This is a genomic window from Marinobacter xestospongiae (assembly GCF_023156385.1).
Lineage (GTDB): Bacteria > Pseudomonadota > Gammaproteobacteria > Pseudomonadales > Oleiphilaceae > Marinobacter > Marinobacter xestospongiae.
Genome location: NZ_JAKZAK010000023.1, coordinates 87,050 through 102,780 on the forward strand (window position 1 = coordinate 87,050; position 15,731 = coordinate 102,780).

The 15,731-nt window shown below is 61.0% G+C and carries 14 protein-coding genes; 7 read left to right on the plus strand and 7 right to left on the minus strand.

What is annotated here, in order from left to right:
• Positions 1 to 29: 29 nt before the first annotated feature.
• The gene (locus MLD24_RS16575) at positions 30 to 1,103 is read right to left on the minus strand and encodes an AraC family transcriptional regulator (protein ID WP_248168107.1); all 1,074 of its coding nucleotides are present in this window, start codon (positions 1,101 to 1,103) and stop codon (positions 30 to 32) included.
• A gap of 159 nt (positions 1,104 to 1,262) precedes the next feature.
• Here MLD24_RS16575 and MLD24_RS16580 point away from each other — a divergent pair, with 159 nt between their 5' ends.
• A complete protein-coding gene (locus MLD24_RS16580) occupies positions 1,263 to 2,138 on the plus strand; it encodes a metal-dependent hydrolase (protein WP_248168108.1) in 876 nt (291 codons plus the stop codon).
• A 12-nt stretch (positions 2,139 to 2,150) separates the two neighbouring features.
• On the opposite strand, the gene MLD24_RS16585 is transcribed toward MLD24_RS16580, so the two are convergent.
• Positions 2,151 to 2,555, minus strand: coding sequence for a VanZ family protein (locus MLD24_RS16585; RefSeq protein WP_227174816.1), 405 nt, complete (start codon positions 2,553 to 2,555; stop codon positions 2,151 to 2,153).
• A gap of 186 nt (positions 2,556 to 2,741) precedes the next feature.
• On the minus strand, positions 2,742 to 3,872 hold the full coding sequence (locus MLD24_RS16590; RefSeq protein ID WP_248168109.1) for a hypothetical protein: 1,131 nt from the start codon (positions 3,870 to 3,872) through the stop codon (positions 2,742 to 2,744).
• 201 nt (positions 3,873 to 4,073) lie between these two features.
• Here MLD24_RS16590 and MLD24_RS16595 point away from each other — a divergent pair, with 201 nt between their 5' ends.
• Entirely contained in the window at positions 4,074 to 5,090 is a 1,017-nt protein-coding gene (locus MLD24_RS16595) for an MBL fold metallo-hydrolase (protein ID WP_248168110.1), read from the plus strand.
• Between the two features lie 140 nt (positions 5,091 to 5,230).
• The gene (locus tag MLD24_RS16600; RefSeq protein ID WP_248168112.1) at positions 5,231 to 6,871 is read left to right on the plus strand and encodes a BCCT family transporter; all 1,641 of its coding nucleotides are present in this window, start codon (positions 5,231 to 5,233) and stop codon (positions 6,869 to 6,871) included.
• 26 nt (positions 6,872 to 6,897) lie between these two features.
• Here the strand turns inward: MLD24_RS16600 and MLD24_RS16605 are convergent, their stop codons facing one another.
• Complete coding sequence (locus tag MLD24_RS16605; RefSeq protein ID WP_248168114.1) at positions 6,898 to 7,068, minus strand: DUF2897 family protein; 171 nt, start codon at positions 7,066 to 7,068, stop codon at positions 6,898 to 6,900.
• A 62-nt stretch (positions 7,069 to 7,130) separates the two neighbouring features.
• Here MLD24_RS16605 and MLD24_RS16610 point away from each other — a divergent pair, with 62 nt between their 5' ends.
• The 3 genes from MLD24_RS16610 to MLD24_RS16620 all read left to right on the plus strand — a co-directional run bounded on the left by MLD24_RS16610 (position 7,131) and on the right by MLD24_RS16620 (position 9,660).
• Positions 7,131 to 7,796, plus strand: coding sequence for a DNA-3-methyladenine glycosylase I (locus MLD24_RS16610; protein ID WP_248168115.1), 666 nt, complete (start codon positions 7,131 to 7,133; stop codon positions 7,794 to 7,796).
• Between the two features lie 42 nt (positions 7,797 to 7,838).
• The gene (locus tag MLD24_RS16615) at positions 7,839 to 8,720 is read left to right on the plus strand and encodes an oxygenase MpaB family protein (protein ID WP_248168117.1); all 882 of its coding nucleotides are present in this window, start codon (positions 7,839 to 7,841) and stop codon (positions 8,718 to 8,720) included.
• Between the two features lie 178 nt (positions 8,721 to 8,898).
• Positions 8,899 to 9,660 (plus strand): SDR family oxidoreductase, encoded by a 762-nt coding sequence (locus tag MLD24_RS16620; protein ID WP_248168119.1) that lies wholly within the window; start codon positions 8,899 to 8,901, stop codon positions 9,658 to 9,660.
• Between the two features lie 5 nt (positions 9,661 to 9,665).
• Here the strand turns inward: MLD24_RS16620 and MLD24_RS16625 are convergent, their stop codons facing one another.
• Both MLD24_RS16625 and MLD24_RS16630 read right to left on the minus strand, forming a co-directional pair.
• Positions 9,666 to 10,715, minus strand: coding sequence for an acyltransferase family protein (locus MLD24_RS16625; protein WP_248168121.1), 1,050 nt, complete (start codon positions 10,713 to 10,715; stop codon positions 9,666 to 9,668).
• Between the two features lie 170 nt (positions 10,716 to 10,885).
• Positions 10,886 to 12,685 (minus strand): NAD(P)/FAD-dependent oxidoreductase, encoded by a 1,800-nt coding sequence (locus MLD24_RS16630; RefSeq protein ID WP_248168122.1) that lies wholly within the window; start codon positions 12,683 to 12,685, stop codon positions 10,886 to 10,888.
• Positions 12,686 to 13,043: 358 nt separating this feature from the next.
• Between MLD24_RS16630 and MLD24_RS16635 the strand changes: the two genes are divergently transcribed.
• Positions 13,044 to 14,978: a sigma-54-dependent Fis family transcriptional regulator gene (locus tag MLD24_RS16635; RefSeq protein ID WP_425562348.1), complete on the plus strand. Its 1,935-nt coding sequence runs from the start codon at positions 13,044 to 13,046 to the stop codon at positions 14,976 to 14,978.
• A gap of 33 nt (positions 14,979 to 15,011) precedes the next feature.
• Here the strand turns inward: MLD24_RS16635 and MLD24_RS16640 are convergent, their stop codons facing one another.
• The gene (locus tag MLD24_RS16640) at positions 15,012 to 15,422 is read right to left on the minus strand and encodes a putative signal transducing protein (protein ID WP_248168126.1); all 411 of its coding nucleotides are present in this window, start codon (positions 15,420 to 15,422) and stop codon (positions 15,012 to 15,014) included.
• Positions 15,423 to 15,731: the final 309 nt, after the last annotated feature.

Genomic DNA, 15,731 nt, shown 5'->3' on the forward strand with positions numbered 1-15,731 from the left:
ATGTCGAATGGCTGCTTCCGAAACCGGCATCACGGCCTGGCGGGCCTGCCCTGCCGGCTGCGCCACTGGCTGGGTGTGAGGTTGTTCCAGGCCTTGAAGGCGCGGGTGAAATTGGCGGGTTCGGAGTAGCCGAGTAACCCGGCAATACGGTGGATGTCCAGTTCTGGCATCAACAGCAGCTGGCGACTGTCCCGTTGGCGGGCTTCTTCCAGCAACTGTTTATAGTTGTAGCCCTGTTCCTGCAACCGTCGCCGCAAGGTTCGTGGCGACAGACACAACTGTGCGGCGACCTGCTCGGGGGTGGGGTATCCGGTCGGACCGGGGGTCAGTGCCGTTCGGGTTCGCTGCAGTACGTCGCTATCGCTGTCCATCAACGCGCTTTCCCGCTCGCACTGGCTGATGGCCTGGGCCAGTCCCTCCGGGTTGGCGGTGGGGAGCGGCTCGTCCAGCCAGGCCCGGTCTGAGCGAATCAGCAGCCCAGCCCGGGGCATGCCGAAGCGCACCGGTGGCAGGTCAGGGCGCCAGGTCTCGAAGCCGGCGGGCGCTTCACCCTGCAACCAGAGTTCCTGGTACACCGACAGCGACGGTGACACCAGCTGCAACCCCCGATACATGCTGGTCAATGTCGAGCTGAACAGGGGCTCCCGCAGGTTGACGGAAATCGGCAACTCCGGCACCAGCTCCAGCATCAGGTCGAAGCCCTCTTCCGTAACCATCAGCAGCACGCCACGCCCCCGCAAGTGCCAGAATTGCTTGAGGATCTGAGTAGCCTGTCGGGCGGTGTCAGCGCACATCAGGGCGTAGCCAAGGCTTCCGTGCGCGGTCAGTGGCAGTCGCAGGCCCGCCTGGAAGCCCAGGGTGGCGTCGCCGGTCAGTGCCAGTGCGGATTCCAGGATGCGCGAGCTGGCTGCCAGGGACAGGCGACCGGCGGGATCATCCAGAACATCGCCTGCCAGACCCGCGCGAGCGAGCACCCGGTCACCGCTTACACCCAGCGACTCGGCGATCTCCACAAACATCCGTGGGTAGGTGACAGGCTGGTTGGCCTGGTGAACCCAGGCTGGTTCTGCTGCTGCGTGAGAATGGGGGGTATTGCGGGACACGGTTGGCCACCAATGACAAGAGCTTTGTCCAGCCAGCATCTCACGCACAAGTGCGGCCAACCATTACTTTAGAGGCCATAGCGCAGCAAGCAGTGGCATGCCCATTGACAGAACGACCACTGAAACAGAACAACAACGAGCTGATCGAGGAGAGCTGAGATGAACGCTGTTGCCAATGCGATTGCCCGGGTATCCAGAAACACCCCGCGCACGGTTGCAACGCCAGCCGGCCTGGTACCGACCGTGCGTCGGCCGACATTTGACCTGGCGGCGGATGTCCCCAGGTACTGGTGGGACAACAATCCCGTCAAAACCCTGCTGTTGGCGGCACTGTCCTCCGGCTTTCCCCCGGGGGAAAAGTTCTTCATCGATTCGGTGCGGTATTACCAGGATCGAATCCGCGATCCGGAGCTTCAGAAGGCGATTCGGGGATTTATCGGGCAGGAGGCCCATCATTCCCGGGAGCACAAACAGCTGAATGGTTTTCTTGAGGAACGTGGGGTTGCTTTGGGTCGGCTGGAGCGCGAGGTCGAAGACTTCATGAACTGGATGCGTCGCAACTTCAGTCCCGAGCGCCAACTTGCCCATACCGTGGCTGTCGAGCATTTCACGGCGTTGATGGCTGAGGAATTCCTGCTCAAGTATGACGCCCTGGATGAGATGGACCCGCGGATGGCGCCAATCTGGGCCTGGCATGCCATCGAGGAGTCGGAGCACAAGGCGGTTGCGTTCGATGTCTACCGAGCCATCGGAGGCAGCGAGGCGGTGCGGCTCTCGGAAATGCTGGTGGTGAGTGTGGTGTTCCCGGTGTTCACCAGTCTTCACGTGCTCCAGTTGATGAGGGAAGACGGTCAGCTTGGCAATCTCGGAGCCTGGGCCAGTGCCGCAAACTACCTGTGGGGACGTCCGGGGGTATTTCGGCGGCTGTTACCGTCCTACTTCAAGTACTACAGTCCGCGCTTCCACCCCTGGAATCACGATGCCCGTGACCTGGTCGAGAAGGCCAAACGGCGCTGGCTGGGAGCCAACGCCTGACCTTCGGCCGGGTCAGTCGGACAAACGGTTGCCCGACGCTTTACCCTGGCAGCGAAACACCAAAGCGCTGGCCAGGGTAAACAGCAGAATACCGATTGCATCTGCCAGCAGATCCTGCGCATCCAGGGTTCGGTGGGGTAGCCAGGCCTGACTTAACTCCTCTCCCACTGCAAACACGGTGACAGCAAAGGTGCCAAAGTAGACCCGCAGTGGCCCGACATTCAGAGTTTTCAGCTCTAGTGCCAGATTCAACACGAACGTCATCAGTCCGTAGAGCAGCAGGTGGGCAAGTTTGTCCTGGAAGGGCAACAGCCGCACCAGCTCCAGGGGCAGTCGGCTACCCGTGTCAGCCAGATAGATAATCCACAACAACAGCGCAAACAGAATCAGGGCAAGCCAGCTCAACGGTTTTTTCATCAGTCCACCACAGGTCGGAAGAAGGCAGCAGCGTCGCTCCCTAGATCCAACCATGTTGCCGGCCCGGGGTGGCAAAGCCGGGCCTGGATTGTGATGAAATGTGGCTGGCCTGCCGATGAGTTGCGTTTGTTTGAGCCGCGGGCGCCATTTCTTATCTGATGGCTTAACGTTCGCCTGAACGTGGCCTTACCACCCCATTCGGCGGTCGGAGTTGAAGATGAATACTGTCGGAATGTGGGCCAGTGAAATGCCCAGCAGCGTGACTGTGCCGGCGATGAACTGGTCAATCAGTACGCCGACATCGAACGACAGCGTCAGGTAGCTGTTCAGGCTGAAGAGCGAGACCCCGTAAAGACACACGAAGATCAACGGCAGTTTGAATATGTAGTCGTCGAAGAGTCGCACCCGTTCGCCGTGGGCCAGCAGGTACAGCAGCAAAGCTGGTATCGCGATGTTGATGGCCAGGGTGGGGATGCTTTCGGGCAAAACGAGGCGGCTCGCAAACACCATCAATAGCATCAGTATCGGGTAGCCTACGAACGTGGCTAGTGGGGGGCGCTTGCGTTTCACCCGCTGGATCAGTTCAGACGGCGGCGGTACCTCGTGCTTGCAGGCGTGGCGGTAGAAACGTTTGTAGTGGGCATTGGCCAGGGGGCGTGAGGTCCACCATGAGCCGGTGTTTGCCCGGAACAGGAAGGGGCGGATACTGACGTTGCAGTCTTTCCGGCTGCGTTGGTCCAGTTTTGCCAATTGTGGCTGGAGCTGGTCGGCATCGCCCCGCAGGTCCACCACGATGATGTCGTAGTTGACGGCGGTAACCTGCTGACGGAAGTCCTCTGCCTGCTCTTCCGGGGTTTCATCCCACGGGTCGATGTTCAGCTCGTGCTGGATGATCGGAGCCAGCGTCGTCAGCGTTTCCCGGGTAATGTTGGCGGGCAGGCTGTTGTTGAAGACCAGCACGATCCGGCAGGTGCGGCTCCCCCACAGGCGAACCAATACACGGGCGGCGCTGTCGGCCAGGCTGCGTAACTGCTGGGACGCGAGCAGGACCTGTTCGGAAACACAGTCCGCCTCCAGCAACTCGGCAACGCCGCCGATGGGGCCGCCGACAAGTGGTTGCTCACGGTAGTGGGCAATTTCTTCTGCGATGAACTCACGTTCAACCTGAGTACGCTCCTCATCGCTGTCAGCGGCGCCCAGTCGCGCCCTGAACGCATCGTCTTCCGGCAAAGCCGGAAAGGTCTCCCTGTCCACCAGCACCGCGTAGCCTTTCTCCAGCAGCAGGCGCTGGGCAATTCGGTCTGCGTATGAGGTCATCCTTCCTCCCTGAATCTGTCGTTCCGTGACGGGACACTGATGCATCCTGCTCCAGCGTCATTGTAGGGCGGCTTGTTGATGGATTCATCCCTTGAGCGAGCGAATTGCGGCATTGGCCACCGGACTATTGTCGGCCTGGGATCGGCCAGGGAGCTTTCGTATAGTGGGCGGCAATAATGAACAAGAAACAGGAGTTGTAGGATGACGTTTCAGACTTATAGGGATATCGGCTTCGGTCTCACCCGTATCGATACCGGCATGGTCCGGGATGAGCTGGCCGCCTGCTATCTGATGAGCGGTGTCGCGGATGCAGAGGCGTGGCACCGGGAAGAAGCACTGAGAGAGGCCGATCACGCGATCATCGAGACCGGTACCCACAACACCGTGCCGGCGATTCTGCGGTTGCTGGATCAGCGTGGCATTGATCGCTCGCAGGTGCGCTACGTCATTCCCACCCATGTCCATCTCGATCATGCCGGCGGCGTTGGTGGGCTGATGCAGGCGCTGCCGGAGGCAACCCTGCTGGTCCATCCCCGCGGTGCCCGACACATGATCGATCCTTCCCGGCTGAAAGCAGGGGCGACGGAAGTATACGGTGAAGCGGCGTTCGCCGAGATCTATGGTGATGTCCTGCCGGTGGATGAGCGCCGTGTGAGAACCATGAACGATGGCGAGCAGGTCAGAGTGGGGGATCGTCAACTGGTGTTCTACGACACCCCCGGCCACGCCCGACACCATTTCTGTGTTCACGATCCCGCGTCGGCCGGCATCTTTACCGGCGATACCTTTGGTCTGAGTTACCCGCAGCTGACGACAGCGAAGGGGCCCTTCATCCTGCCAACCACGACGCCGGTACAGTTTGACCCGCCGGCTCTGAAAAGCTCCATTGAACGGCTGTTGTCACTGTCGCCGGAACGGGTCTATCTGACGCACTACGACCGGGTGGACAACCCCATGCCTCTGGGAGAAGCGCTGCTTCGCCGTCTGGCGGATTTTGTCGAACTGGCCAATACCGTTGATGCACGTTGTGATGCAAGTTGTAGCGAGCCCGGTGAGCTGGAGGCGGCCTTGCAGTCAGCCATGACCCACTATGTTGATCAGGAACTCGAGGACCATGGGCTGTCTCTGAGCGAGGACCGACGCCAGGCGCTGCTGGGTATGGACATTCGACTGAACTGCCAGGGACTGGCCGTGTGGCTGCAAAGCCGGCGCTCATAGACGACTCCTCACTTGCAACGCCCCGGGTTCAGAGCGTATTACTGTCACCCGCTGAATCTCATGGGGTCGCCACCCCGGTGCGTATGACGTAGCCGGGGCGGGGCGGCTGTGAAACCGTCAACCATAGGGACTGGAGTGCGATGAACGGTCGTCCGGGCTGGGTGTTCTTTACTTCACTTGTCATTCTTTCGGGTTTTGTCGGCCTTGGTGCGCTGGTGCCCGAGCGCCTGCTGGCGTGGGCGCACCTGGCGCTGGATTTCACGACCCTGCACTTTGGTTGGCTCTATCTCTTTGCCACCACCGGGTTCCTGGTGTTTTGTGTCGCGGTTGCGATGAGCAACTACGGTCGCATTCGCTTGGGTGCCGATGGTGAGGCCCCCGAGTTTCCCTATCCGGCCTGGCTGGGGATGATCTTCTCCGCCGGTATGGGGGTGGGGCTGGTGTTCTGGGCGGTCGCCGAGCCAATGAGCCATTTCATGCAGCCGCCGTTTGATTCCGCGGCTGCCCGCACGCCGGAAGCGGCCAGTCTGGCCATGCGCTACTCGTTGTTCCACTGGGGCTTTCACCAGTGGGCCAACTTCGCGGTGGTGGGGCTGGCTATTGCCTACACCCGTTTCCGGCTCGGCCGACCGGGGCTGATCAGTGAGACCTTCCGCTCAACGCTGGGGAATCGGGTGGACGGTGCCAGCGGCAATGCCATTAACATCCTGGCGGTGGTGTCTACAGTGTTTGGTGTGGCCACCACGCTGGGGCTGGGGGTCATCCAGATCAACAGTGGTCTCGGGGCCGTGGCGGACGTCGGATTCGGGGTCAGTCAGCAGTTGGCGATTCTGGCCGGCGTGGCCATCATCTTCCTGCTGTGTTCGTTAACGCCCCTGGAAAGCGGGGTGCGCTATGTCAGTGATGCCAACATGATTCTGGCGGCCCTGCTGTTGGCGTTTGCGTTCTTTTTTGGCCCGACCGATTTCATCACCGCAGCCATGACCAACGCGATTGGTGACTACTTTGCCAACATGGTGGGCATGAGCCTGGTGATGACGCCGTACACCGGCGACGACTGGGTTGAACGCTGGACCATTTTCTACTGGGCCTGGGGGCTGTCCTGGGCTCCGTTTGTCGGCAGTTTTATTGCCCGGATCTCCCGCGGCAGGACCATTCGCGAGTTTGTGTTCGGGGTGATCGGCATGCCGGTGCTGCTGAGCACGGTGTGGTTCTCTACCTTTGGCGGCGCGGCCCTGTACTTTGAGCTGTTTCAGGGCGCGTCGCTGGCTGAAGCTGTTAGCGCAGAGATTAGTTCCGGCCTGTTTGCGACACTGGAATACCTGCCCTGGAGTGAGTTCATCAGCCTGTTGATGCTGGTGCTGATCGTGCTGTTCGTGATTACCTCGGCCAACTCGGCGACGTTTGTACTGGGGATGTTCACCAGTCGGGGGGTGTTGACGCCCAAGCGCTGGTCACGACTAACCTGGGGGCTGGTTCAGGTCCTGGTGGCCGGTGTCCTGCTGCTTAGCGGCGGGCTGGCAGCGCTGCAGAACATTTCCATCCTGGCGGCGTTTCCGTTCATGATCCTGATGATCTTCATGGCGGTGGCGTTGCTGAAATCCCTGCGCAATGAGCTTCGTCAGTACGAACTTCGGGAAGCCATGACCCAGGAGCGCATTCGCCGGCTGCTGGATGAATCGGATCAGTTGGGTCGTTCTGCGGACGAAGTTACCGGTTCTGATCAGCAGGTACCCGATGCTGGCCAGGAGCCGTCATTGCAGGGAGAGCGAGCGGGATAACCGGCCCGCTCGCCATGATTGCTCCCCTAAACTCTGTCATCATCGTCCTGTGCGTCCAGTTCGGCTTTGCGCTTGCGGATTTTCTCCAGTTTGTCTTCGGGGATGCGCATGCTGTTGGCGCTGTCCCGAAGCATGAACAGGCTGCCCAGAATCATCGCGAGGGCGAGCAGCAGGATGATCCATCCGATCATTGGCATGGCGGTGGCTCCTTGGCGTTTTTCATATAGTCTCACAGGTCAGGGAAGTGAGGGGAGAGTACATGGGGTTCCAGAGCATCTATCAGCAGGCGGCAGCCCGCAAGGGTGGCGAGGCGGCATTGCAGGCGCTGATGCCGCGAGTCGCGACCGCGGATGAATTGGCGGCGCAGGGTGATGACCGATACCTGGCGGAGATAACCCGGTGCATCTTCAAGGCCGGGTTTGTCTGGCGGGTAATCGACAACAAATGGCCGGGTTTCGAGGCGGCCTTTGAAGGGTTTGTGCCGCTCTACTGGCAACAGGTGCCGCCGGATGTGCTTGAGGCACTGGCGCAGGATGAGCGGATCGTCCGTAACATGCAGAAGATTCGTACCGTACCGGACAACGCCCGGATGATTGTTGAGGTCGCTCAGACTCACGGCAGCTTTGGTGCTTTCCTCGCCCAGTGGCCATCCAGCGATCAGGTTGGCCTGCTGCAGTTTCTCAAGCGCGAAGGCGCCCGGCTGGGGGGCAACAGCGCCCAGTATTTTCTGCGCTTTGTCGGCTGGGATGGCTTCATCCTGTCTGGCGACGTGATTGCCGGCCTCAGGCGCGAGGAGCGGCTGGATGCGTCACCGGGCAGCAAAAAGGCGTTGGTCCAGGCCCAGGCCGCCTTCAATGACTGGCATCAAGAGACGGGCTTGCCGTACAGCCACCTGTCGCGGATTCTCTCTTTCACGGTGGACTAGTAGTCCATACCATCGGCTCGTGGCAAGACAGGAGCACCTGCAATGGAGCGGATACGTCAGCGATTTGAAAAGCAGGTGATCGGTTTGACCTGCCTGGCGTTGGGAGGGATCGATTACGAGTCCCCGAAAGGGGACCCGGGGTTGTTTGGCCCCGGCAGTCTGTGCTGGCAGGTGCATGGGGATTTCCCGGCCATGCTCTGCGGGGGGATCAGTGCGCTGATGCTGCAGATGTTGCACCCGTTGGCACTGGCGGGCGTCTGGGATCACTCCACCTTTCGTGAAGACATGATTGGTCGCCTGCGTCGAACCAGCCAGTTCATTGCCGGTACCACCTTTGCCTCCCGTGCCGATGCGGAAGCCCTGATAGCCAGGGTTCGACGCATCCACGCCGGAGTGGTTGGCACGGCCCCGGATGGCCGTGCTTACGCCGCCAGCGACCCGGAACTCCTGGTCTGGGTTCACGTAGCGGAGACCCGCAGTTTCCTGGCGGGTTATCTCCAGTATGTTCAGCCATTGAGTGAAGCCCAGCAGGATCAGTATTTCGATGAGGTCGCCCGGATTGCCGAGGCGCTGGGCGCGACCGATGTGCCTCGATCCCGTCAGGCGGTGGAGGCCTATCTTGAGCGGATGCGCCCGCAACTGGTGTTCGATGATCGCACGGCAGAGGTACTTACCCTGTTGTTCCAGGCACCGGCGCCCTCCCTTGCCACCGGCCTGGCCGGCAAGGTGGTGACCCGCGCGGGACTGGACCTGCTACCGGACTGGGCCCGCACGATGACCGGTCTTGCCGTTAGCCGCTCTCGTCGGCGGGCGATTCAGCAGGCCATGCGTGGCGTGGCCCCGGCTATGCGTTGGGCCCTTCGCAACAGCGCCGCCCACCGGGCCCATCGACGCGTTGACGCGACTCAGGACGCTTCTGATTAATGCCGGGTCGCCACTGTGCGGCCTTCGGACCAGCGGTGATACGGCGTTAACCTGACGTGCATTGATTGCCTGCTGCATCAACACGGCTTATAGCCTGGCATCAATACATTGGATTTCCCCGTCGCCCCTTCTGGTTCTATTCTGCCTGCTCTACCCATTCATCTCAGGGACTAACAACATGAGTCAGGACTTTTCCAACAGAGTGGCCGTGATTACCGGTGCCGGTGCCGGCATTGGCCGGGCAACGGCACGAGCTTTCGCTTTTCAGGGAGCTGCGGTGGTCGTGGCGGACATCAACCAGGCTGCGGGCGAGTCGGTGGTGGAGGAGATTCGCGCCGAAGGGGGCCAGGCCATGTTCGTGGCTTGTGATGTCACCCGGGACGAGGAAGTGCAGGCGTTGGTGACAGAAACCGTGGAACGCTTCGGGCGACTCGACATTGCTTTCAACAACGCGGGTATTGAGATTGAGCAGAGTAAGCTGGCGGATGGCGAAGAGGCGATCTTTGATCACATCATGGACGTGAACGTCAAAGGTGTGTGGCGCTGCATGAGGCACCAGATTCCGGCCATGCTGGCCCAGGGGGGCGGAGCCATCGTCAATACCGCTTCCATTGCCGGACTTGGCGCGGCGCCGAAGATGAGTATCTACAGTGCCAGCAAGCACGCGGTGATCGGGCTCACCAAGTCAGCGGCGGTGGAATACGCCAAGAAGGGCATTCGCGTAAACGCCATCTGCCCGGCGGTCATCGACACTGACATGTTCCGCCGCGCCGCCGAGAGCGATCCCCGCAAGGCCGAGTTTGTGGCCAGTCTGCACCCCGTTGGGCGGCTGGGAACGCCTGAGGAAATCGCAGCCGCGGTGCTTTATCTGTGCTCGGACCTGGCCGCCTTCACCACCGGCGTTGCATTGCCTCTGGACGGTGGCACCACCGCAGTCTGAGCCTGTCAGCCGGGGCAAGACTGCGGGGCGACTGACGGGCGCTGGGCCCGACGGTTCCGAAACCAGGCCAGGCAGGGTTGCTCAATGCGGTAGTGGATCAGTGTAGCCAGTGCGAATGCGGTGCCAAGGGCCAGCAGGATACCGACTGGCCCCAGCAACCCGTAGGCGTAGGCCCAGCCGATGATGCCATAGCCGATGTTCTGGTGGACCAGGTAGAGGGAATAGGACAGGCTGCCGAGCCAGAGCAGGGGGCGGTTGGCCAGCCAGGGCAGGCGCCCACTTACAGCGAGCCAGAAGACCCCATAGCAGCCCAGTACGAAGACGTTGAACGGTGCCTTGTACGCGATCAGGCAATGAGCAATGGCAAGCACCAGCAGACACTGGTCAAACCGGTCCGGCTGCAACTGCCGGTATTGGCGGTACAGGATCATGCCGCTGAAGAACAGCGGTGCGTACTTGATGAACATCAGATCCTTGAGCCAGAAGTCGATGGGGGCAGAGAGTTCACTCCACCAGATCAGGCCTGCGTAACTCAGCATCAGCCAGCCGGTAATCACCCAGCGAATCCGCCGCCACTCGCCGAGTCCGAAGAACAGCAGTGCAATCCAGGCGTAGAAGGTCACTTCCACCACCAGGCTCCAGTAGGCACCATCGACATGGGGCTGGCCGAGGTACTCGTGCAGCAGGGTGGTATTGAGGATCGCCTGCGGCAGGCTGACTGCGCGGTCCGCCGGGCCCAGGATATGAACCATCAGGAAAGTGAGCAGAATCCCCGTCCAGAGCGCCGGTAGCAGCCGCACGCCCCTGGCGAGTGCAAACCATCCGGCATGACGGGTGCGCTCAAGCGTCATCAGAATGACGAAGCCGCTGATAATAAAGAACAGATGTACCCCGTAACGACCGAACTCCAACAGCCCGGTTGCACTGTCTGCAAGGGCGAAGTGGTGACCATAAAGCTTGTCGTAATAGGGGATGTAATGGAACAGCACCACGCCGAGGGCAGCGAGCCCACGCAGGGCGTCCAGGCTTTGCAGGCGAGGTTGGGGTGAAGTCATGGCGTCGTTGCCCGGTCCAGTGAATGCGGGTGGGGCCGTTGGCTGGCTCCCCGAAGTTCGTATAGTAGGCCGGTAACGCCAGATCGCCCAGTGAGATTCCCTACCATTCGCTTGCCTGAAGCATACCGTGTGGTAATGGGGCTGGCCCGGGAGAGCCAGCCCTGGGGCCATCAGGCCAGATGGTGTACCTCTTGTAGACCATACACCGGCGTGTCCAGCCCTTCCTGGCGGGCCTTCAGCTGGAGCGCCAGATAGAGCGAGTAGTGCCTTGACTGATGCAGGTTACCACCGTGGAACCAGAGCGCGTCCTGTTGCGTTGGCTTCCACATGTTGCGGAGCTCCCCTTCCCAGGGACCAGGGTCCTTGGTGGTGTCCGACCCCATCCCCCAACACTTGCCGACCTTGTCGGCGACGTTCTGGGAAATGATCCTGGCGGCCCAGCCGTTCATGGAGCCAAATCCGGTGGCGTAGACAATCAGGTCCGCAGGCAGTTCGCTGCCATCGGTGAGAGTGACAGAGCGAGGGTTGATTCGCGCGATACTGGTACGGCTTTTCAGCTTGATCTCTCCCTGCGCCACCAGCTCGGAGGCTCCTACATCGATGTAGTAGCCGGAGCCACGACGCAGGTACTTCATAAACAGTCCCGAGCCATCATCGCCAAAATCGAGCATGAAGCCGGCGTCCCGCAGTCGCTGATAGAAATCGGCATCCTGCTCGGCGACCTGCTGGTAAACGGGAATGTGGAATTCCGGCATGATCCGAAAGGGAATGGATGCAAACGTCAGGTCGGCCTTTTCAGTGGTCATGCCGTTTGCCACCGCTTCTTCCGAGTAGAGTCCGCCGAGCACCCGCTCCATCAGGGTATCGGATTTGATGATGTGGGTGGGCGAGCGCTGGATCATGGTGACGTCGGCGTCGTTCTCCCACAGTGCAGCACAGATATCGTGCGCGGAATTGTTGGCACCAAGCACCACGCACTTCTTGCCCCGATAGGCTTCGGCGCCAGGGTGACGGCTGGAGTGGTGTTGCTCACCTTCGAAGCTGTCCATGCCCGGGATGTCAGGGATATTGGGGATACCGGACATGCCGGTTGCCAGCACCAGCTGCCTGGGTTTCAGGGTGACCGGCTGACCATCGCGGATGACCTCGACGGCCCATTCGCCTTTCTGCTCATCGTAGCGGGCACCCAGGCATTCGGTGGAACTCCAGTAGTTCAGTTCCATCACCTTGGTGTACATCTCCAGCCAGTCGCCGATCTTGTCCTTGGGAGCAAACACGGGCCAGTGGTCAGGAAACGGCAGGTAGGGCATGTGGTCGTACCACACCGGATCGTGCAGGCAGAGTGATTTGTATCGGTTGCGCCAGGAATCCCCGGGGGTCGGGTTGCGCTCCACCACAATGGTGGGGACGTCCAGTTGCCGCAGACGGGCTGCCAGACCAATGCCACCCTGGCCACCACCGATGATGACGCAGTACGGCTGTTGGCTGTACCCCAGCTCCCGTTCCTCCTGCTGGCGGGCTTCCAGCCAGGTCTGGCGAGTCTTGCTGGCACCATGCTGGGCCCCCTTGGGGCGACGGAACTTGCGTTTCTCCGGGAAGTCTTTGAGCTCCTGCATGGTGGTGAGCAGTGTCCACGCCTGGCCATCTCGCAGCCTGAGGTGGCCCTTGCCCCGGGCGTCCCGGGTTTCGAACGTCAACCAGGCCTCGATGACGCCGTCCTGTTCGGTTGCCGGCTCGCTCAGTTGCCAGTTGCCCGGCTGAATGTGAGGTGCGGTCTGGCGAATCATGTGTCGAATGGCCTGGCGGCCCTCCAGAGTTTTCAGGTTCCAGGTCATCGCGACCAGGTCTCGCCAGTAGCCGTTCTGTTCGAACAGGTCCGCCGCCCGTTCGGGTTCGCCGGACGTGAGGATTTCGTCAAAGCTGGCCAGCCACTGCCGGGCCTGTTCCGTTGCGTTGGTTTGGCTGTTCATGGTGGTTCTCCAATTAGATCTTGTTGTTGTTCATGAGGCACACGCTCTTTGACTCAGCAGGTGCTGTGCCAGAGCGTAGGCGGAGGGCGCGAGGTAAACGCTAATGCTTTGATCTGTAATGGCTACATTGTTGCCCGCCGTGTTTTTACAGGCGGGGTGCAAGGCCAGGAAGGGAGGGGGGCTGGTTACAGCTGTAGCGTGCGGAATGGGTGTGCGGCGTTACAGGTGTAACGCTGGCGACTGGTACCAAGGGAGGATGTTGGCAGGCGGTTATCGGGTCTATTCTGAAGCTACGTGCGGCCGTCTCCAGTCGACCCAGAACAACAACATTTGCACGATCCAGGAGCCCGACATGCTGATGCAGCCTCAGGCGCGGCAGCGCCATATTGATACCGTCCTCAACCTGGCCCGTTCGCAGGGAGCTGCCGGCACAGCGCCTGCGCTGATCGGCCGTTCCTGGCAGCGTTGCATGGATGATTACGGCCTGGACCCAAGCCGTCCCCGTCAGGCTCGGATCGTCACCAGCCAGACTCTGCGGGAGCATCAGGACAGCGTCGATGAGCTGCTCGCCGTGGCGCGCTCGGCGGTGGAGCAGCTGTATACCCAGGTGGCTGGTCTGGGGTACGTGCTGTTGTTGACGGATCATCGTGGTATCACCGTTCAATACTTGGGCAATGATCGCCAGGATCAGCATCTGCGCCAGGCCGGTCTCTATCTCGGCGCGGACTGGAGCGAACAGTATGCCGGTACCTGTGCAGTGGGCACCTGCATTCAGGAGCAACAGGCCCTGACCTGTCATCGCAACGATCACTTTGATGCCACCCACATCCAGCTCACCTGTACGTCGGCGCCGATTTTTGATCCTGCCGGTCAACTGATGGCGGTGCTGGATATCTCGGCGCTGGAATCCCCCGAAGATCGCAGCAGCCAGATGTTTGCGCTGCACCTGACCCAGCTTTATGCCCGGCTGATTGAAGACGCCTACTTCCTGCGACGCTATCGCCGCCAACCGGTGATTCGTTGTGGTCCCTCCCGGGAGCTGGTGCGGGTCAATGGCTCCTGCCTGTTCGCGGTCGATGGCGCCGGTCAGGTGGTGGCCGCCAATACCGCCGCGCGGGAACTGATGCCGCCGGGGGATCGGGTGGCCATGACGGCGGTGTTTGAGTGTGAACTGGAAGACCTGTGGCGGATTCCATTTGAGCAGGACGACCAGGTTCGGTGTTTCCGGCTTCTGGATAGTGGCGATGCGTACTTCGCGGAGCTGATTCTACCCCCGGCACGCCTGCTCTCGACCGGGAGCGCTGATGATCGTATCGCAAGTATTGAGGCTGTTCCGGAACTGGATCAGCTGGCCGCGGATGACCCGGTGATGCGGCGGACCCTGGGACTTGCCAAACGGCTGAGAATGCGGGACGTGGGGCTGCTGATTCTGGGGGAGACTGGAACCGGCAAGGAAGTGCTGGCCCGGGCGATCCATCGATCAGGCCATCGTGCCAAGGGGGCGTTTGTTGCCGTCAACTGTGCGGCGATTCCGGAGTCACTGATCGAGAGCGAGCTGTTTGGCTATGCACCTGGCGCCTTTACCGGTGCCCGTGCCAAAGGAATGCAGGGGCTGATCCAGCAGGCGGACGGCGGCACCCTGTTTCTGGATGAGATTGGTGACATGCCGTTGCCGCTACAAACCCGCCTGCTGCGGGTGTTGGCGGAGGGCGAGATTCTGCCGGTTGGTGCGGATCGTCCAATCAGGGTCGACTGTCGGGTGATTGCCGCCACACACCAGGATCTGGGCAAACTGATCGAAGCTGGCCAGTTCCGTGTGGACCTCTACTACCGGCTTAATGCTGCCACCCTGAAACTTCCGGCCCTGAGGCAGCGGGTGGATCGTTCCTATGTGATTCAGCGGGTTCTGGCGGAACTGGTTGAGCAGGGCCGGTTGCCGCAGGTCCGAATTCGCGCTGATGCCATGACAGCACTGCTCGGTTACCACTGGCCAGAGTTGGTGAACGCCTTGGCGTTCGCGGAGGCAACCTGTGATAGCGACGAGATTACTGTGGCGGATCTACCCGAGGACTGCTTTGGTTCCAGTGGTTTCCTGCAATCCGCGTCGGCTCCGGCACGGGCAAGCCGATCGCCTCTGGAGGCGGCACTGTGGGCCAAACGCTGGAACATATCGGCCGTGGCGCGCCAGTTCCAGGTGTCCCGGCCGACGGTTTATCGCTGGATGCGGCAGCAGGGGCTTGTTCAGCCTCAACGCCTGAGCGGAACCCGTGGCGTCGACAGCGTGGACAATTAGTCAGTGTCTGCCCGAGCGTCGGTTGAGCCGATCTCAACTAGGGTTGTTCCCGGTTTCTGAGATCTGGCCGCAGCTCTCACAGCGGATACCGGCACGCACCGGAAAAAGCGGAAATTGGATGCCCAGAAACACCAGGAATGCGCACCGACGGCCAATCTGGTGATAGTGGGTGTCACAGCTGCCGCAATAGGGGCAGCGAGTGGAGGAGGTCGGCTCAAGGTCCTCCAGGTCTGGTTCACGGTTCTCCGCCAACACCGCCGCCGCGTCTGCCTCAAAGCCCTGGGGAACCTGCAGGCGCACGCCACCAAGGGCATTGGAGTACAGCCATTGCATGTTGATGGTGTGCTCGTCCATCACGAAGGCGGGAATATCCTCCGCCTCCAGTCGCGCTCTGGCCAAATGGGCCTCGTACGGCAGACTGTAACGGGCAACGGTAATCAGCATTGGCAAGCGGCTCTGGGACCCATAGTGATTCTGTGACCGCCAGCGACGTTGGTTGGTTCATTTGGCTCGTCCCTGAGCCCCGTTGTTCTGGTGAGCTCCGTTGTCCTGATAAGCCCTGCTGCTCTGATAAGGGTGGATCTAACCAAAAGTTGCCCAGTCAAAGTAGTCGCTGACATCCAGGCCATCAAAGGGCCCCGGCGGTTCAACGGGCTCTGGCTCTGGCTCGGGGTCCGGCTCCGGTGCCAGTGGCCGGAAGCCAGGGGCGCCCGGGTCGAGGATCACGCCATTGACCTGGCCGTCGTCGTCGAA